An 18,827-nucleotide genomic window follows, 5' to 3' on the forward strand; every position below is an offset into this window, starting at 1 on the left:
TACCGATTTTGGGTTAGGAAGTTCATTGTTTCAACACCCCTTGTTTTTGTAATAATATTATTATTTGATTTAATCTATTTTCCCATGTGTTATTCAATGCAAAAGAAATCCTTTCTCCATTAGATCCGTCTACTAATGGCCTATTGCATACCACATTTATAAATTCTTCATGGGACTTGGCTACATCAATCAATGGTGACATCATTCTACATTCAGGTAGATCAGTAGATACAACTGGTTTTCCAGTTGCTAAGTATTCGTATGCTTTAACTGGATTGGTTGCAACTGTGAGAGCATTTATTTTAAAAGGGATAATAAACATGTCACACTCCGACATGTATTCTTTTAATTCACTGTGTTTTTTTCTCCCTAAGAAATGAATGTTCGTACTCTTAATTCGGTTAGTGCTCAAACCAAATTCTGGCCCAATCACAAATAATTCAACATCCTCTTTCAATAATTTTTTGATTAGTTCTAAATCAATCCACGGTGCCCAAGCTCCAACGTATCCGATTTTCCTTTTACTCGAATTCAACTTCCCTTTTCGATTTATATCTCCATGTAATTGTAAATCAGGATCATATGCATTTCGTACAAGTTCAACCGTTTTATTAGGATATAAACGTTTTAACCGTTTATGCAATGCTTCGGATGTACACGTTAACAAATGAGAAATTTCGACCATCCGCTTCTCATACTGATACCACTGCTTGAAATCATCAATATAATCAAATACGACCCAATTAACCTCCAACTGTTTAATAAAATCAGCTTTTTGAGGCCATGAACACCAAATTCCAACATTATTTTCTTTTTTTAGTTTGTGCAGATGCTCTTTAATCCATTTTGGAAAGTTATGTACTACAAATAAACCTTCCTTCACCTTCGTGACCGATTCATTCGTAATCGTATGGTTGAAGTAAAAGACTGAGAACCCATTTTGTGCAAATTGTTTAGCCAGTTGTTGTGGCCTCTGTGTCATCCAATCCCAATCATAAATAGATGGTATGATGATTACATTTCCCAAAATGTACTCACCTCATTTTTTATATTTATAAATTGTATGTAATAAACTGTATGAACATGAAAATACATCTTGTTATTGGTCATTTCCCATGAATTCATGATAAAATAAATGGAAACGCTGTAATTATGACTACATCAAGATGGGGGAATCAAAATGGTACAAAAGCTAGCACCAATACAAGAGGAGAAAATCTTTAGTAAAGAATTAAATGAAGAAATCGATTTAATGATTTATCTTCCGACAACCTTTTCTCCTTTATACAAATACAACTTATTGATTGCTCAAGACGGCGCAGACTACTTCAAGCTTGGAAAGATTGCCCGCTTTACAGAGGAGTTATTAAGCAAAGGTGAAATTGAAAACGTTATTATTATCGGAATTCCGTATAAAGATGTTGCGGACCGTCGCAAAAAATATCATCCGGAAGGCGAGCAATTTGATGCGTACATTCGCTTTTTAGCGCATGAGCTCGTTCCGTATTTAGATGAAAAGTTCCCATCCTATCAAATGGGACATGGACGAGCTTTAATTGGGGATTCATTAGGAGCTACCGTTTCATTGATGGCTGCCTTATCGTATCCACATACGTTTGGTCGCGTCATGATGCAATCACCGTTTGTAAACGAGACTGTGTTAAACGCTGTGAAAGATTTTGCTTCTCCAGCCTTACTTTCGATTTACCACCAAATCGGAAAAGAAGAAACAGAAGTGGAGACAACGGACGGTCAAGTGAAAGATTTCGTTACGCCAAACCGAGCGTTGCATGAAGCGATGAAAGAAAAAGGCTATCCAGTTACGTATGAAGAGTTTGACGGCAATCATACGTGGACTTATTGGCAACCATTATTAAAGGACATCTTAAAGAAAATGATGTAATATTGTGCGAAAGTGGTTATCACTTTCGCCTTTTCATAGTTGTCGAAATTATTAAAAAATGTAACAACGTATCCTACATAATTTTTGGTATAATAATTTTATCACTCGTCATTGTTTATAGGGAGGTTTTGTCATGAAGTATGGAATCGTTCTTTTTCCTTCTAAAAAGTTACAAGATATCGCCAATTCCTATCGGAAGCGATATGATCCACATTACGCCTTAGTTCCACCGCATTTAACGTTAAAAAGTGCATTTGATGCAGATGAAAGTGAAATCAAATCCATTACGCGTGAGTTACGCCAAATTGCGAAACAAGTCAAACCGTTTACACTTTCTGTTTATAAATTCAGTTCATTTTCACCGGTGAACAATGTTATTTATTTAAAAGTAAACCCGACAGAGCCATTGCACTCGCTCCATGAAATGATGCATAAAGGCGCGTTAGAAAGTGAGCCTGAATATGCCTTTGTTCCGCACATTACAATCGGCCAAAAATTATCCGATGATGAGCACTCAGACGTACTAGGTCAACTAAAAATGCTTGACATAAAACATGAAGAAGAAATCGATCGTTTTCACATCTTATACCAACTTGAAAACGGATCTTGGACTGTATACGAAACATTTTTGTTAGGAGACGATGAAGATTGTTAAAAGCAGTAGTAGTGACGGATGAAAAGCAGCTCGAGGACGCGTTTTCTGTCCGGAAAACCGTGTTCGTTGACGAACAAAACGTCCCAGAAGAGCTCGAAATTGATGAATATGAAAACGAATCAACGCACGTCGTGTTATACGACGGTGAAAAGCCAGTTGGCGCGGGTCGAATTCGAGTCGTCGACGGACTCGGCAAACTGGAGCGCATTTGTGTCCTATCATCTTGCCGAGGAAAAGGCGCTGGCTCCATCGTCATGAACAAATTGGAAGAAATCGCATCGAAAAAAGGAATAGAGAAAGTAAAGCTCAATGCACAAACACAAGCTGAGCCTTTCTACCAAAAACTTGGTTATGAAACGACATCAACGGAAGTCTTCATGGATGCTGGTATTCCGCATGTCACGATGATGAAATCGATTTCCGCATCGTAAATTTCCCCCGCGAAAAGCGGGGTTTTTTCTTCGATTGATATTTTTTGTCTATCCTCTTCAAAAAGTCACCGTTAAGTACGAATTAATTTCATAAAAAGGACCTTTCCGGTAAACGCTAAAAGTATCGAGCTGGAAAAGGTGATGCAAGTGGAATTTATGGAAATAGGCATCGATTTACTGCTAGGTTTCTTTTCCCTATTTTTGTTGACAAAAATGCTGGGAAAAACGCAACTAAACCAAATTACAACCTTCGACTTTATTTCAGCCATGGTGTTGGGAGAGCTTGTTGGGAACGCAGTGTATGACGAAAACGTCGGTATCGGTAAAATAATCTTTGCTGTTCTTTTGTGGGGCTCCCTCATCTATGGATTGGAACTAATTACTCAAAAATGGAAGGGCACCCGTTCATTTTTAGAAGGGCACCCCACCATCATTATTCATAAAGGAAACGTCATTCGCGAACGGATGAAAGAAAATAAACTCGACATTAATCAATTACAACAGCTTCTCCGTGCGAAAGGAGCCTTTTCCTTTAAAGAAGTTGAATATGCGATCCTTGAGACGAACGGAACGATAAGCTTACTTAAGAAGCCGCAGTATGATCATCCGACCAGACAAGACTTTCAAGTGCACGGTACTGACGTTTACTTAACAACTACGATTATCATTGATGGCGAAGTGGTACTAGATAATTTAGAAGAAATCGGAATGAATGAAGATTGGCTTCGTAATGAATTACGAAAGCAAAAAGTGAACAGAGTAGAAGATGTGTTTGTTGCCGAATGGCATCCACAAGAAGGCTTACATGTACAGAAGTATGTGTGAGCTTTTTTAAATGTAAAGGTCAATCACTCTCCCTTTTTTCATCCAGTCTTTTTTGCTAGCCGCCTTTTCGGTTGCAGATGCTGGCATCCCATATAAAGGCTGACGCTCATTGTAAAGCTTTCGAATCGGGTCAAGACGGATGTAATTCGTTTTGATTGGCAGCATTCTCATATGATAGTCGATATACGGATAATGGGTAACGGGTGCAATGTATCCCATTGAATCCCCCCCTTTACTTATTATTCGACATCTTCGCAGTCATTTCCTTGTCAATACTTTTTTCGATCATTTTGGTTTGGTATGATTGAACATGTCTTTTATTCATTGATTCGTTTAATTTTAATTAACATTACGCTACATAGAGGAAACATGCCTATTCGTACAAAAACAACAATCTTTTTGAAAGGCTGTTTTCGTATAGATTGTTGCTTTTTCAGTTATTTTTAAAGTGAATGCTGAACATTGCGCTCCAGACCCTTACTTTCCGCGGGGAGGAAGTCGAGCCTCCTCGGCATACGCCTGTGGGGTCTCGACCTTTCCTCTACTTCCCGCAGGAGTCACGTGTCTTCCGCTCCATGTACTAAAGCAACAATCCTTTAGAAAAGAGCCTTTTGAAAAGAGCCAAATTTAATTAGGAGTGTTACAAATTGAAATATGCAAAATGGAACGAACGACTGATTCATCTTGATCGATTAGATCGAAGTGAGTTCCAACGTATTTATACAGCTTCCATTCATGGTGACATTCACTGCATCCAATGCGGTGAAGTGGTTCGCTTGTACTTAGGAATTCAACAGTCTCCTTCCTTTCATCATCGAAATGATGACGTTTGTCAACAGCAGGAGGCTCCGCCTGTGGCCGCGGCGGTTGACACAGAAGATGAAACTGAACTAAATGGATTTCGTCTTCCTAAAGGTCGTACGATTACCAAAACGACGGAAGATTCTCATACAACGTGGCTCCCTTCTAAGCAAGCTGTCGTTTCAAAACCGTTTCATCCTCAAACAAATGAGGCAAAAGACGCGTATCCTCTCGATCGTTACCAACAAGAAGCGGTTGAAACGACAGAAGGTCCATTATTAGTATTAGCCGGTGCGGGAAGTGGTAAAACACGTGTGTTAGCATCCAGAGCCGTTCATATGATGGAAAATGGTACAGACCCAACCAAAATGATGCTCGTCACGTTTACGTCAAAAGCGGCAAAGGAAATGAAAGAACGCATTGAAACGTACTTACATAATCGAAACATTCATCTTCCACTACCGTTAACCGGAACATTTCACAGCATTTTTTATCGTATTCTCTGCCATCACGACCCGAAGTGGCGTGATTCAAACCGTCTGTTGAAGTGGGAATGGCAAAAGGAACAATATATTATGCCAAAGCTTCGAGAACTCGGAATCGAAGAAAAGGATTTTGCTTTTGATCAAGCTCTTCAACAAATTTCCTTTTGGAAAAACATGATGATGACTCCAGCCGATATTCAACCGAAAGACGACTGGGAAAAAGACGTAAAAACGCTGTATAGCCATTATGAAAACGTTAAAGAAGAAAAAGGAACATTCGATTTCGACGACATGCTCATTAAGTGTTATGAGTTGCTTTGTCAAAATGAAGATTTATTAACCCATTATCAAGAGAGATTCGATTACTTTTTCATTGACGAATTTCAAGATATTAACCCCGTTCAATACGAACTGGTGAAAATGTTAAGTGACAAGACAAAAAATGTGTTTGCTGTCGGTGATGACGACCAATCCATTTACCATTTTCGCGGAAGTGACCCTTCGATTATTCTAAACTTCGACAAAGACTTCCCAAATGCGAAGATTATTCAGCTAAAAGCGAATTACCGATCCAACCACGCCATTGTTTCTTGTGCACATCAAGTGATTGAACGAAACCATCATCGATATCAAAAAGAGGTGTTCGCGCAATTTGACGGGGACGAGCGGCCAATCTTCTTTTACCCTTATGATGAGGAAGAAGAAGCTACCCTTATTATTCAAGATATGAAAGAACGAATTCAAAATGGCGAAAATCCGAACGAAATGGCGATTTTATATCGTACACACTCGATGGCGCGCGCCGCCTTCGAACGATTATCTGAATCAAACTTACCGTTTCAGATCGAACATGATTTTGAATCGTTTTATGAAAAAAAGATGATCAAAAACATCTTGTCGTTTTTGCGCCTCAGCGTAAACGAAGATGATGTCGATGCCATTGGTCATTTACTTTCAGCGCTTTTTATCAAACAATCAGCCTTAAATGATCTAAAAGCAATGACCATTTTACATGACTGCTCGTTCATTGAAGCGTTGCCAAAATTAGAAGGACTCCAACCTTTCCAATTGACAAAATTGCGCAAAGTAAAACGAATCTTACCGACCTTGAAAAAAATGAAGCCACTACACGCGCTTGATGTCATAGAAAAAGACTTAGGCTTTCAAGACTTTCTAAAAAAACGTGGACACGAAGGAAACAAAATGGAAAAAGGGTCAGATGAAATCCGAGACTTAAAAGTCATCGCCAAACAATTCGATTCGGTTGCTGCCTTTTTACAACACGTTGACCATATGATTGCCAAAACGAAAGAAATGAAAGCTTCTCGACATAAGCGTGGAATTCAACTGATGACGATTCATCGTTCAAAAGGGTTGGAGTTTGACAACGTCTACATTTTATCCGCTGTCGATGGGGGAATTCCCCATGACTATGCACTCGAAGCGTATCGAAATGGCGATGAAGCACCTCTTGAAGAAGAGCGCCGCTTGCTTTATGTAGCCATCACGCGCGCTCGGAAATACGTCGCACTTTCTATTTTGCAAAAACGACGTGGGAAAACCGCGAAGCGCTCACGCTTTTTAGCTCCGATACGACTCGAATTGCTCTAAAATAAGTGAGGGAGACTTGGAACGAGATACGGACATGTTTGGAGTTGTACGCAATAAGGTGGAGGGTGTACGGATTTCGTTATGGCGTTCAATCGAGTAATTGAGTTTTCGCCCAACGAGTTTGGGCCTTCACTCGAGGTACTGTATTTCCGCCAATGGGTTGGAACTTTCGTCCAACGGGGGCGGACTTCCGCCCAATAGGTTCGGAATTTCGCCCAAGATTTCTGAACTTCCGACCATCAAGTTTGTGGATTCGCCCAACGAATAAGGATAACCGCCCGAGTTTACGAACTTCCGCCCAACGGGGTCGGATTCTCGCCCAAGGTTCCTGGACTTCCGCCCAATAGGTTCGGATTTCCGCCCAACATTACAGGACTTCCACCAAGGCTCCCTAATTTAAATAAAGTTCAATCGTTGAACAAATGAAAAAAGCATGGAATCAATCTCGATCCATGCTTTTTTATTTACTTCTTTTTGTTATCATTGAGCATTTTGGAGATGGTGCCGATATCCATTTTCTCCTTACCGCCGACGATGGATTGAACGATTTTATCTTCTAATTCCTTAGGTACTTTTTTATTAGCCATTTGCGATACACGTTTCACTACGCTACGAACTGTCGCTTCATCTTTAAAGTTGGCATTTTGTAAAGAGTTCGCTAATTCAAACACGTCATTCATGCTGACGCCCGTTTTTTTCTCAATGTTTTTAAAGAATTTATTATCCATTCGTTTGATCCTCCTTACGTGATGGTATATTGTATGAGGAAGGATTAAAAGGGTGCAAGTTAAGAAAAGCACAAAGCGCAAGTCCTTAGACGAAGGGCGCTGGAGGACCTGCGAGGAGGCTTCCGTCGCCACAGCAGGACCGAAGCGACCCGAGCTGATGGCGCTTGGAGCTAAACACCAAAAAAACGGTAAAGAGAATACTTTAACACTTTATTGAACTTAAACTTTCTGTAACAACAAAATAGAGCCTGCCTAGCGAAGCAGGCAGACTCTCCATCCTCTTATCAGTAGCTCACCTTTATTAACACGTACTCAAATTTTTGTGCATTTTATGCACAAAGCTTATTATCTTACAAATGCTGCACCAACAATAATTAAAAGAATGAATAAGACTACGATCAATACGAAAGTGTTACCGTAGTAACCGCCACCATATCCATATCCACAGTTGTTATATCCGTAACCCATAATCTTCCACCTCCTCTTTACATCTTCTCTATAATGTATGTTCTTAAGCGAAAAGTGGAATAGACAAAAGAGTAGGGCAAGAGCGGAATTTTGGGAGCTATTTTTCACTTCTGTATTTATAACATGGATAAAAAGACAATCATGTTTTAGTTATCAGAATCAAAAATAAACAGCTTCGACTGTTTCGGTTCTTTTTCTTTTATCCACCGTTCAATTTGTTGTGCATGGCGTTCCATCTTGCTCTCAAATTCAATGGCTTGTTGATGGAGCTGATCGATTTCTGCACTTTTACTCTCCATCCAGTTATCGCCCTTTTCGATATTTCGGTCATGTCGATCGTATATCCACTCGAACAATCTGGAAAACTCTCGCTCAATGTTTGAAAACATTTTACAACCTCCTTTTACCCTATTTTTATGCCGTTTTAAATGTCCGGTGTTTTTCACCCATAAAAAAAACCAGGTTCTTTAAACCTGGTTAATTGTTCTTAACGTATTTTTTCCCACAACCACAACCTTTTTTCTTCCTTTTTTGTGGCTGTGCCAGAGACTGCTTACTTGAGTTTTGAATGACTATAGAACTTTGTGGACGTCTTTTTTGGTTCATCTTATCCCCTCCTGTTCTATGATTATCATATGTTGAGGAGAATGCGTTTGTTTTCAGCGGATGGACTATCTTTCTTCCTTTTTTGTGCTTTGCTTCGTAGAAGATTGGCTTTTCAAATTGTTTAAAAACCAGTCATCCGCACTGACGGCAGGTTGGGAGGTAACATTTAAATTCATTTGAGAAGGAATAATCGGTTGTTTTTCCTCCACTTGTTTTTGCTTCAGCTTTTTATTTTCTTCCATTACAGCTTCGTATTTTTCAAGGTCAATTTTTTCATATTTTGCTAGCAACTCTTTTAGAACAGCATTTTCACTTTCGAGACGGGATAATTCTTTTTGGTGCTGATGATTTTCTCGGTAGTCCATAATTTCAGCTTTTGCCTGAGCAAGAGCTTCTTGTAAGTATGCGATTCTCCCCTTTAACCGTGCAATCGTTTGTCGGTCTTGACTACTCATAATTCCCACTCCCTAAAAGTTATTCAAAATGATTATTCACACTTAACTGGATCTTTTCGTAAGCTAGTGAAAACAAACCCCTAACACCTTGAATTCTTCCTACTATAAAACAAATTCAACGTGCCTGTCCTTTATGCCAAAAAAAATTTCCGCTCCTATCACGGCACATCTATTGGGTTCATTCATACTATACAGTAGACCCTAGCACCAAGATATTTGTCACGGGGGATAAAAATTGTAAGGAGGAAAAGACGTGAGTCACAAGCATAAAGAAAAAGTTTGTATTAAAACACGTAAAGTGTATGATTGGGTAACTCGCCAAGTTGATTTACCATTAATCAGTAAATCAAATGGAGACTTAGACAATTTCTTCAAATGTGACGGGCATTCTCAATCTGACATCTGCCAATTTTTAAAAGACCATAAACATTTAGGGCCGTTCTCTGTAAAGTGTAATGTTATTGAAGATACACTATTCTGTGAAGAAATCGCACAACCAAACGGTCGCTTAGATGTCGTTGTTACATTACCAAATGGTGATGAAGTCGTACTTCAAAAGGTAAAAATCCTTGTAAAAGGTAAAGTAAATGTTGAAATCCTGGATGCAAACGACGATGTCATCTGTCGATCTCAATATCCAATTACATTCGCAACAGCTCAGACATTCGTTCTTTGCGCACCAGAAGGTACTGAAGTTGAATGCGAGGTAACATTTGTTGAATGTGACGCTGCTCTTATTTGTACAGATGACTTCGAACAATTAGATGTTTCAATCACACTATGCTTAGACGTACAGGTAGAAGCAGATGTGAAACTTGAAGTAGAAGCTCGCTTCTGTAAACCACGTGAAGAAAACATCAATCCAATTGATATTTGCCCAACAGAAAAATTCCCACCACAATGTCCTGAAGTATTCCCAGCCCACTAACCTAAACAAGGCTGCTGGTATAAGCAGCCTTTATTTTTTTATATGAAATGAATTTCTTTTCTATTACATACATATGAAGTAAGAAAAGTGAAAGACTCTAGAAAAAAATTAATCGTACTTTCATTTATTACAGATAAAGGAGGAAGGCGAATGAAGCGTGATCCTTCTTCAGAACAAAATCATAAAGACCGCTATCTTCAACTCGAACAAAAGCTTTTACGATATAAATCGGAAATTGCTCACTACCAAGCTAAAGTTAAAGAATATGAACAACAATTGAAAAAGGAGCATACTCGGATTCAATATTTACAAAGTAAACTGGCGGAAGCGCAAACAAAAAACATTGATAATTATGAAAAGAAAATATCTGCTTTAGAGCATAAGGTGATGCAAATGGAAGTAGAGCTAGAAGAAGAAAAAAATCAAGCAAATACAATATTAAAAAAAGCCGTAGCTGAGGCAAAACAGGAGAAAGAAGAAGTAAATCCATCTTTTATGAGCTATTTCTCCCATTCAACCATTTTGCCGTCTAAAGATGAACAACAAGTAAGCATTATCGGGGAGTATCAGTTGAAGAATACAGGAAATGTCCCATTGCATGATATTATCATCTGCTTAAAAGTTTCACCAAAGGAAGCCGGTAAGCTCAGCGGAAAAATTGTCATGCATAAGAGGAAAGAACCTCTTCATTACGAAGATACTCCCTTCTTGCAATGGGCATTCATTCACGAAAATTGGATGGAAAAGATTAAAGAAACTGGTGAGTATTGGTTGAAACCTTTAGGAATAGATTCGCTCAAACCGAACGAATCAATCTCCTTTTCCCAGTTCGATGCAAAGCTCGATAAGCCTGCAGAAAAAAATGCGGTGATCCTCGATGGCTTTATTTATTGTAAAGAAATTCCGAAAGGACAACGCGCTTTAAACAATATCATCATTAACTTTTAGAGGGCGAAACGACAAGTTTTAAAATGAAGACTCTCCGTCCTTAACCATTACAAGAAAAGCGCAATGCGCAAGTCCTTAGGCGAAGGGCGCTTTAGGACCCGCAAGGAGGCTTCCTTCGCCACAGCAGGGCCGAAGCGACCCGAGCTGATGGCGCTTGGAGCTAGACACCAAAAAAACGGTAAAGAGAATACTTTAACACTTTATTGAACGTAAACTTTCTGCAACAATAAAAAAGAGTTCCTACAATCCTGTAGGAACTCTTAAGCTGTGTCAAAACGGTCTAGCCTATTTCGAGTCGCCTCTACTTTTCTTGTCTTGTCTAGTTTCGGCTCCTAGCGACTTGCGAACGAGTCACTCCCTCCCCTACGATAAGTCGATTTCTGCTCGATTTACTCGCAGGTTCTCCTTTATCTCAGTGCGGGAGTGCCTCCCGTTCGTACGTCGCTGGGCAGTCGCCTCTATTTTTCTTTATGATTCGTGTTCTTTTTTTGGCTTTCGTGTTTTTACTTTAAAAAGCAATACATACGTTTGCAAAATCAACATACCAACTAATCCGAGGCGAATGAAGCGATAATCGATGAAGTAAATGGAAATGCCGACGGATACATATAGAAAAAGAAGAATCTTTATTTTATTTGCAAAAGATACCGCACGTGTCTCTTGAAATTCTTTTACATATTTTTTATATAGGTTCGTCGAAATTAACCAAGAATGAAATCGATCTGAACTTTTAGAAAAGCAAACCAAAGCCAATAGGATAAAAGGAGTTGTTGGTAAAAGCGGTAAGTAAACACCAATAATTCCTGCGGCTAACGAAATAAATCCGATTGATAATAATAAAGCTCTTTTCACCATGTTTTCTCCTCCAAACCTATTGCCTGAGTACTATTTGATTTTGCCAAAATGAATCGAATCTGTCCACTAAAAGATAAAGAAAAAAGTCTATTAGAAAATTTGTTTCTAATAGACTTCATTTTTCTATTTATAGAGATTTTGCTAGGGCATCTTTTAATTTTTCCAATTGTTGAGCCACTTTCCTCGTTTCCTTGTCTTTCTTCTCATTCTTCTTTTGGAGCTTTTCTAACCTTTTCTTGATTTGTTCAGCATAGTTATTCACCTTTTTCAACGTTGACTTAGAAAGATTATGATCCTTTTTTATCGTTTCAACGATTATTTCTTTTACTTCTTTCGGCGTGTATGCTTCCGTTTCAACTAAGTGTACAAGTTGTTTTGATGCTTCTTCAGAGTTTTGATGACTCGTAAATTGTTTCCAGACAACAATTACAGCGTTTTCTGGTGTAATGGATACAGTATTCGACTTCACTTCGTTTCCAGATTTTCCTTTTAATATGATTACGTACTGATATTCTTCTCCGATTTCAACGTCCGTATCAATATATTCAGTTACTTGTGGGTCATTGATGGTTTTGTAATTTTCTCCGTTTCGGACGATAATCAGAGAATGGACATCGTCTCGGTTAAAGTTAATATAGTTCCATTCTAATGAGACGTTTTGATCAACTTGCTTCGGATGCTTTAAATTAATTTCACTCGCTGGAACGGTTGAAGACTTTTTCACGACGGTAATAGTATCGTCTCTCGTGTTTTTCGCAATCGCTCCACCGTCCCCTTTAAAAATGTCCTGTTTACTTTTTTCTGACGGCTCAATGTGTAGGTGGATGATGTTTTCACCATCTGAAAGATTTACTTCTTGTTGGAAACTCATATCATCTTTGATTGGTACCGATTCTCCATTAATCGTCAATACCCCGTCTTTAATAGCATTTCCAGTTATAGTTACTGTGTCTTCGTCAGTTACAAAATTATCTTGTGGCGATTGAATGACGATTGGTTGATCAATCCATCGCAAAATCTTATCTTCAACTATCATTTTGTTGTTTCCTTCGTTTTTTACAACAACTTTCAAGTCTGTACCTGGAGCTCCATAACCGTAAAAGCTAATATCATCGTCATTGTTGTCATAAGGGGTATGATCGGCAAGACCTTCTTGATCCCATGAGTTACCTTTCACGTATTTGTACGTAATTTCTGTTCCTTCTTGTACTTCTACAGTATACTCCCAGTTAGGCGTAACAGCACCATTTCTAGACATTTCCCAGCCACCTGTATTCCACCCATTTAAACTATTTGGAATCGTTATGGTTGAATTTAATGGCGTGTAGTCTGGTGCTTGAACCTTAAAGGTCACTTCTACCATGACAATTTCAGGTGTAACTGTTACAGCATTCGACTCTAAGACATTTCCAGCACGGTCGTATAGCTTAACTTGATACGAATACGTTTGCCCATTCGTTACGTCATAATCTCTATAGGTAGTTTTTGTGATGTCATATATCTTTTTCAATACTTGATTATCGCGGTAAATCATGACCATGTATGCGTCATCCGCTGGTTGTTCAATTGACCAATGAAGGTTTACCTGCCCTGATTCTTTTACAGGCTGGTCGAGCGTCATGCGACTAGCAGGCGGTTCCTTATCATCGCTTGGGTGAAGGGTCACGATTTGGGTGCTGTCTGTATATATCCAGCTATCACCTAAATCGCTTGAGAAGGCCATTCGATATTCATAGCTACCACTTTCAACAGGTGAAAAGATTCCTCTGTACACATTGTTATTTCCATCTTGTTCTGTATAAACAGCTTTTATATCCGTCCAGTGATCTTCCCCTTGCTTCTTCACTTGTAGCTTTGCAATGATACCTTCTGCTTGTTCATTTTCCGTTACCCCTTTTATATATAGCTCAGCAGCTATTTCATAGGTTTTCGCTAAATCAAGGGTATCATCTTGAAGCTGCGTCAAATTTCCAACCCATCCGTTAGATAAATCGTAATGAGGAATCATTCGTTCACTCTCTACTTTTTCAGACATATTCCCATGTTTGTCTTTTACTACAACGGCTAAATAATGTTCTTGTCCGTTTTGTAAGCCATCTACTTGAAAATGTGTTTCCGTTGTCGTACCGATTTCTTTGTAGAAAGCACCTGTTAAATTGGTCTTAAACACAACGTATTCTACATCGGAGGTAGGTGATGGATTCCACGAAAGCGATACTTCCCCTTCCCCAGCCTTACCTGTTAAATTGGAAATTGGCTCTGGAGCTTTCGGTAACGCATCAGCGATTAGCATTCGACCACTCATCGCAGGGATTTCAATCTTGATTTCGTTATTTGTTGTAATTGTCTCATATGATTCATCGAGTTGATCGATAAAGGATGCTCCATTCGGTAAAACTTCATCTAGTTGAATTGTGATTGTTTTCGCTTCATTTGCACGGTTAATGGCAATAAGTGCTCCTTGTTTGTCATTTGTACGAGCATACGCCATGACATCTCCTTCTGCATACACATGATGTATTTTTCCATATGCAAGAAGATCTTGATATTCGGTACGTACTTTCCCTACTTTTTGATAATGTTGAATCAGCTCTTTGTCTTCACTTCCCCACGGATACGTGCGACGATCATCCGGGTCCTTCGAGCCTGTTACACCGGCTTCATCTCCATAGTAAATCGTAGGTGCACCAGGATACCCCATTTGAAAAATAGCCGCTAACTTTAACCGTTTTTTCCCAAGCTCATAATTGTAGTTAGCATCATATTCTGCTCGTTCACTTGCGTCCGTTCCACCACCTAATAGGAATATAGCTCTTGGGGTATCATGAGAACCCATTAAGTTCATCAATGCGTAAAAGGCTTCACTCGGGTAATCTTCGTGAATGGCTTTTAACGCTGCTTCCTGCTTTTTGGCATCTCCGCTTTTTAAAAAGGTTTCGACCGCGCCACGGAATCGGTAATTCATCACGGAATCGTATTGATCACCTAAGAAATATTTAGATGCATCGTCCCAAATTTCTCCAAGGATTAAAGGCTGTTCACCTTCTTTAAGGGTCGCTCCGTCCCCAGCTAAATCATCTGATTTTAATTCGTTCCGGAATTCTCTCCAAAACGCTGGATCTACTTCGTTCGCAACATCTAAACGCCAACCAGAACCGCCATTTAAAATCCAAGATTTCGCGACTGAGTCGTCGTCGTACATAATATAATTCGCAAATGAGGTTTGGTTCAATTCACTATCATATGAAACGCTTTCACCTGGAATTGACTTGATTTCAGGTAAACTCGTAAATCCCCACCAAGATTGATAATCATAGATCTCTTCATTCGTCCCTTGCTCTTTTACTTTTTCATTTTGAATGTTAAACCATAAGTGATAACCATACGGACTAAAGACTTGTCCTTCTTCAATGAAATCCTCTTCTGCTTGTTTACGAGCTTCCTCTTCTGATATTCCATCTTGATTCATATAATCATAGACTTTTGACCAGTATTCGTAGGCACCAACCGTTTCGTATTTTCCATATCTGTCGAAATAAATCGAGTCATCCCCCACATGATTGAAAACCCCATCCAAAATAAGGTGCATATTGCGATGGGCAAGTTCTTCAGTAAAAGCATTAAACTCCTCTGGAGAGCCAAACACCGGATCAATTGTTTTAAAATCTGTAGCATCGTACTTATGATTCGATGCCGCTTTGGCAATCGGGTTTAAATATAAGGTGTTCACACCGAGAGATTGAATGTAATCTAGCTTTTCATGTATTCCTTTAATATCTCCTCCAAAGAAATCATTACTCCATATTCCATCTCCATCATATCCCGATGAACCATTTAATCGGGGATTATCAGGTAAGTCTCCCCATTCTTTCCTTTCAATTGGTTCATTCCCACGAGCATTCGTTTTCGCCTCATCATTTTCTATGTTCCCATTATTAAAGCGGTCGGGGAAGATTTGATAGACCACGGATTCCTTCATCCAATCCGGTGTTTTAAATTAGGATCAAATACCGTCAACTGAAATAGTTCGGCATTTTGATCAACTGCTTTTCCTGTTCCTCCTTGCTCGGAATCTTCCCCGTATTCAGCAACAGATTCCCCATCTGCTACAATAAATTTATATCCGTACACACCTTTTTCTTTTGGTGTGAAATCCCCTTCCCAAATGTCAACTTCCCCGAGGGTTTCTTCTTGAATTGTCGCTTTTTTCGTTAGGGTTATGACTTTCGAGGTTCCTGTTTGATAGTTTTTAATCTCTACAGAAGCTCTTGTCAGGTCATTTTTTCCTGCTGCTAGACGTAAACGAACCTCCTCACCAACTGGAATGGCCCCGAATGGATTACGATACGCCTTTTCCCACGTATTGTGGTATAGTTTCTCTTTTTCAACTTTTTGGTCTGACTCATTCGTTGAATAATTCGTTGAAACTTTTTTCGACTTTGCATCGAAATAAAATGTAATCTCTGTATCTTGTAGTACGTTTAACTGTGCATTTTGATTTGGGTATTCTTCACCCCATTGATTTCCTAATACAACTTTATATTCATAGTTCCCTTTCGGTACGATGGTCGTATAGGTATATATTCCATCAAAATTATCATCATAGAAAAGGGCTGTCGAGGTATCCGGTGACCATTCATCTCCAGCTTGAATGAACGGCTGAAGGCTTCCCGCAATTCTTGGTCGCTTCTCTTCTAGTATAGGGGTATAATAGCGAGAATCGGTCACGCTATGTGTCCCATCATGATAGTAAAAGTGCACCGTTGTTTCTTGTGTGAGATTCAGTTTAATATTTTCACCATTCAAAACCCCGAATGTTCCATAATTTTCATCCCAACTACCATTTATGGCAATTTTGTATTCATAATCCCCTGCTGGTAGTGTTGCTGAATAGGAATAAAATTGATTCCCATCGTGCTTCATAATCGTAACGGTGGATGCAGGATCCCAATCTTGTTCTCCCCCAAGCTCATCTTGAAAGTTTCCAACAAGCGTCACCGTTCGCTCTTGTTTCCCTTCAGCATTCACATGCAGTGCAAACGTTTGAATAAATGGCTGTAAAAAAAGGATGATTACTAGTAATACAGCTAAACCCCTAAAATTCTTCTTACTCACGCTCTATCCCCCATTCCACTTTTATACGTTGCACAAAAGGTAGTGCAAACGATTTCATAAACCATTATTTAATAATTGTCAGAAAATTTCAATAAGAATATAGTCCTAGAATGGCATTTGGGGAACAAAAAAACTCTTAAGGAAAAGATGTTCCAAAAGAGTTTTTTAACTATTGAGCAATTAAACAGCCTGATTTGTTAGACTTTTACAACTGTCCGTCCTCGTACTCGTCCTTTTAATATGTTGGACAAAACATCTTTCAACTCAGAAAATGAGACTTCAACTCCGATCGAGTCGATAGCAGCTTGAGGTTTTAAATCAGTCGCCATTCGCTTCCATAATGTTTTTCGTAATTCCATCGGGCAATAGACTGAATCAATGCCTAAAAGTGAAACACCTCGTAAAATGAATGGGAAAACTGTTGTTGGGACGTTTGCTCCACCAGTTAAGCCACTAACAGCGACAGAGCCACCGTATTGAATTTTACTTAGAACCGCAGCGAGCGATTCCCCACCAACCGGATCAACAGCTGCTTGCCATATTTGTTTATCAAGCGGTTTAATTTTTTCACCGATTATTTCATTTCGATTGATTACTTCTTTTGCGCCAAGTGTATGTAAATAATCTACTTCTGTTTGCTTACCTGTACTTGCGACCACTTCAAAGCCACGCTTAGCTAGCATCGCAACCGCCATACTCCCAACGCCACCTGTCGCCCCCGTTACAAGCACTTTGCCCTTCTCTGGTGTCACGCCATTTTCTTCTAGACGATGAACGGATAACGCAGCGGTAAAGCCTGCAGTTCCGTAGATCATAGCTTCTTTTAATGTTAACCCGTCTGGAAGTGGGACGACCCATTCAGCAGGAATTTTTGCGTACTCACTGAATCCACCGTAATGTGACACACCAATTTCATAACTTGTCGCAATGACACGGTCTCCTTTTTGGAATCGAGGGTCTTCTGATTTTTCAACTACACCCGCTAAATCGATTCCTGGGACGAATGGGTAGGAACGAACAATTTTACCGTTCGGAATACTAGCTAAACCATCTTTGTAATTGACGCTCGAATATTCAACTTTTATTAATACTTCACCTTCTGGTAAATCGTTTACTGTTAAAGACTTGTAGTCTGCTATAAAGGTATCTTCGTTTTTTTCCACGACAAAAGCCGTAAAGTTTTCGTTCATTACTTTCTCCCCCTTTTCATTGGTTATCTCTATCATAATATTTTTATACTGACCGGTCAAAATATTTTTTCTCCACAAAATCATGTATACTAATAGGAAGAGAAATGTCGGAGGTTTTCAACATGAAGAAAAAAGCGGAAGAAAGACAAAAGCAGATCTTATCTGCAGCCTATCATGCCGTAGCGGAAAAAGGATATGAATCCGTTACACTTCAAGATATCGCAGACTTTGCGAAGGTCAGTAAAGGGGTCGTTCACTATTACTTTGAAAATAAAGAGGATGTCTTATCTAAACTGTTAGCTTCCATAACGGAACAGATTGCAAGGGGGCATCATGAAGCAATCGCAAAACAGTCGACAGCTGAGGGAAAGTTACGGGCGTATATTGACTCTGTATTCATCTCTCCTGAGAAAAACAAAACCTTTTACCGCGTGTACTTAGACTTTATTGCGAAAGCGAGTCAAAATGACACGTACCGTGAAATCAACCAAACCTTTTATGAAAACTGTTTCACCATTGCTCGTTCCATCATTGTACAAGGACAAGAAGAAGGAGTGTTTGATGAATCTCTTAATCCCGAATCGTCAGCGAAAATGATTCGAGCACTAATTGATGGATTATTAATCCAGTGGTTAATGAGTGGAAATGATAAAGATCATGCTGATTATAAGGAGATGTGTCATGTAGCAATTAGAGAGTTGATATTAGAAGGCAAGTGATTACTCATTGACCTTTTATGTATAAAAGAGGCATCACAGCCCTAACCCACATAATAGGGCAAGATGTCTCTTATTGTTAATTACATAAGGAGAAATCTTCCTTT

Annotated in this window: 19 protein-coding genes; 8 read left to right on the forward strand and 11 right to left on the reverse strand. The window is 39.2% G+C overall.

The features are described 5' to 3' along the window. Nucleotides 1-22: 22 nt before the first annotated feature. Complete coding sequence (locus tag ML543_RS02970) at nt 23-1,027, reverse strand: glycosyltransferase (RefSeq protein ID WP_243385644.1); 1,005 nt, start codon at nt 1,025-1,027, stop codon at nt 23-25. 153 nt (nt 1,028-1,180) lie between these two features. Between ML543_RS02970 and ML543_RS02975 the strand changes: the two genes are divergently transcribed. The 4 genes from ML543_RS02975 (at nt 1,181) to ML543_RS02990 (ending at nt 3,814) form a co-directional block, all read left to right on the forward strand. Next, the gene (locus tag ML543_RS02975; protein WP_243385645.1) at nt 1,181-1,903 is read left to right on the forward strand and encodes an alpha/beta hydrolase; all 723 of its coding nucleotides are present in this window, start codon (nt 1,181-1,183) and stop codon (nt 1,901-1,903) included. Between the two features lie 133 nt (nt 1,904-2,036). Further along, complete coding sequence (locus ML543_RS02980; protein WP_243385646.1) at nt 2,037-2,558, forward strand: YjcG family protein; 522 nt, start codon at nt 2,037-2,039, stop codon at nt 2,556-2,558. Continuing rightward, nucleotides 2,552-2,989 carry a GNAT family N-acetyltransferase gene (locus tag ML543_RS02985; RefSeq protein WP_243385647.1) on the forward strand — a complete coding sequence of 146 codons (438 nt, stop codon included), beginning with the start codon at nt 2,552-2,554 and terminating at the stop codon, nt 2,987-2,989. The genes ML543_RS02980 and ML543_RS02985 overlap by 7 nt, the downstream gene beginning before the upstream one ends. Before the next feature lie 141 nt (nt 2,990-3,130). Continuing rightward, the gene (locus tag ML543_RS02990) at nt 3,131-3,814 is read left to right on the forward strand and encodes a DUF421 domain-containing protein (protein ID WP_243385648.1); all 684 of its coding nucleotides are present in this window, start codon (nt 3,131-3,133) and stop codon (nt 3,812-3,814) included. Nucleotides 3,815-3,820: 6 nt separating this feature from the next. On the opposite strand, the gene ML543_RS02995 is transcribed toward ML543_RS02990, so the two are convergent. Next, the gene (locus tag ML543_RS02995; RefSeq protein WP_243385649.1) at nt 3,821-4,033 is read right to left on the reverse strand and encodes a hypothetical protein; all 213 of its coding nucleotides are present in this window, start codon (nt 4,031-4,033) and stop codon (nt 3,821-3,823) included. Between the two features lie 428 nt (nt 4,034-4,461). On the opposite strand from ML543_RS02995, the gene ML543_RS03000 reads away from it, so the two are divergent. Next, a complete protein-coding gene (locus ML543_RS03000) occupies nt 4,462-6,711 on the forward strand; it encodes an ATP-dependent helicase (protein WP_243385650.1) in 2,250 nt (749 codons plus the stop codon). A gap of 464 nt (nt 6,712-7,175) precedes the next feature. On the opposite strand, the gene spoVIF is transcribed toward ML543_RS03000, so the two are convergent. From spoVIF to ML543_RS03020, 5 genes are all read right to left on the reverse strand, one after another. Further along, nucleotides 7,176-7,439, reverse strand: coding sequence for a sporulation-specific transcription regulator SpoVIF (gene spoVIF / locus ML543_RS03005; RefSeq protein ID WP_243385651.1), 264 nt, complete (start codon nt 7,437-7,439; stop codon nt 7,176-7,178). Between the two features lie 345 nt (nt 7,440-7,784). Then, nucleotides 7,785-7,907, reverse strand: coding sequence for a YjcZ family sporulation protein (locus tag ML543_RS03010; RefSeq protein WP_243385652.1), 123 nt, complete (start codon nt 7,905-7,907; stop codon nt 7,785-7,787). Nucleotides 7,908-8,053: 146 nt separating this feature from the next. Next, nucleotides 8,054-8,296, reverse strand: coding sequence for a hypothetical protein (locus ML543_RS03015; protein ID WP_243385653.1), 243 nt, complete (start codon nt 8,294-8,296; stop codon nt 8,054-8,056). A gap of 88 nt (nt 8,297-8,384) precedes the next feature. Next, the gene (locus ML543_RS16890) at nt 8,385-8,513 is read right to left on the reverse strand and encodes a hypothetical protein (RefSeq protein WP_279326525.1); all 129 of its coding nucleotides are present in this window, start codon (nt 8,511-8,513) and stop codon (nt 8,385-8,387) included. A gap of 65 nt (nt 8,514-8,578) precedes the next feature. Further along, the gene (locus tag ML543_RS03020; protein ID WP_243385654.1) at nt 8,579-8,968 is read right to left on the reverse strand and encodes an MreC domain-containing protein; all 390 of its coding nucleotides are present in this window, start codon (nt 8,966-8,968) and stop codon (nt 8,579-8,581) included. A 253-nt stretch (nt 8,969-9,221) separates the two neighbouring features. On the opposite strand from ML543_RS03020, the gene ML543_RS03025 reads away from it, so the two are divergent. Both ML543_RS03025 and ML543_RS03030 read left to right on the forward strand, forming a co-directional pair. After that, nucleotides 9,222-9,896: a BMQ_0737 family morphogenetic spore coat protein gene (locus ML543_RS03025; RefSeq protein WP_243385655.1), complete on the forward strand. Its 675-nt coding sequence runs from the start codon at nt 9,222-9,224 to the stop codon at nt 9,894-9,896. Nucleotides 9,897-10,046: 150 nt separating this feature from the next. Beyond that, nucleotides 10,047-10,844, forward strand: a complete 798-nt coding sequence (locus tag ML543_RS03030; RefSeq protein ID WP_243385656.1) for a hypothetical protein — start codon at nt 10,047-10,049, stop codon at nt 10,842-10,844. A 468-nt stretch (nt 10,845-11,312) separates the two neighbouring features. Here ML543_RS03030 and ML543_RS03035 read toward each other — a convergent pair whose 3' ends face one another. The 4 genes from ML543_RS03035 to ML543_RS03050 all read right to left on the reverse strand — a co-directional run bounded on the left by ML543_RS03035 (nt 11,313) and on the right by ML543_RS03050 (nt 18,004). Next, a complete protein-coding gene (locus tag ML543_RS03035) occupies nt 11,313-11,699 on the reverse strand; it encodes a YbaN family protein (protein WP_243385657.1) in 387 nt (128 codons plus the stop codon). Between the two features lie 127 nt (nt 11,700-11,826). Beyond that, nucleotides 11,827-15,666, reverse strand: coding sequence for an alpha-amylase family glycosyl hydrolase (locus ML543_RS03040; RefSeq protein ID WP_243385658.1), 3,840 nt, complete (start codon nt 15,664-15,666; stop codon nt 11,827-11,829). 8 nt (nt 15,667-15,674) lie between these two features. Then, entirely contained in the window at nt 15,675-16,814 is a 1,140-nt protein-coding gene (locus tag ML543_RS03045; protein WP_243385659.1) for a pullulanase X25 domain-containing protein, read from the reverse strand. A gap of 197 nt (nt 16,815-17,011) precedes the next feature. Then, nucleotides 17,012-18,004, reverse strand: a complete 993-nt coding sequence (locus tag ML543_RS03050) for an NADPH:quinone oxidoreductase family protein (RefSeq protein ID WP_243385660.1) — start codon at nt 18,002-18,004, stop codon at nt 17,012-17,014. A gap of 122 nt (nt 18,005-18,126) precedes the next feature. On the opposite strand from ML543_RS03050, the gene ML543_RS03055 reads away from it, so the two are divergent. After that, nucleotides 18,127-18,723: a TetR/AcrR family transcriptional regulator gene (locus tag ML543_RS03055; protein WP_243385661.1), complete on the forward strand. Its 597-nt coding sequence runs from the start codon at nt 18,127-18,129 to the stop codon at nt 18,721-18,723. Nucleotides 18,724-18,827: the final 104 nt, after the last annotated feature.

Source organism: Bacillus kexueae (genome assembly GCF_022809095.1).
Lineage (GTDB): Bacteria > Bacillota > Bacilli > Bacillales > Aeribacillaceae > Bacillus_BZ > Bacillus_BZ kexueae.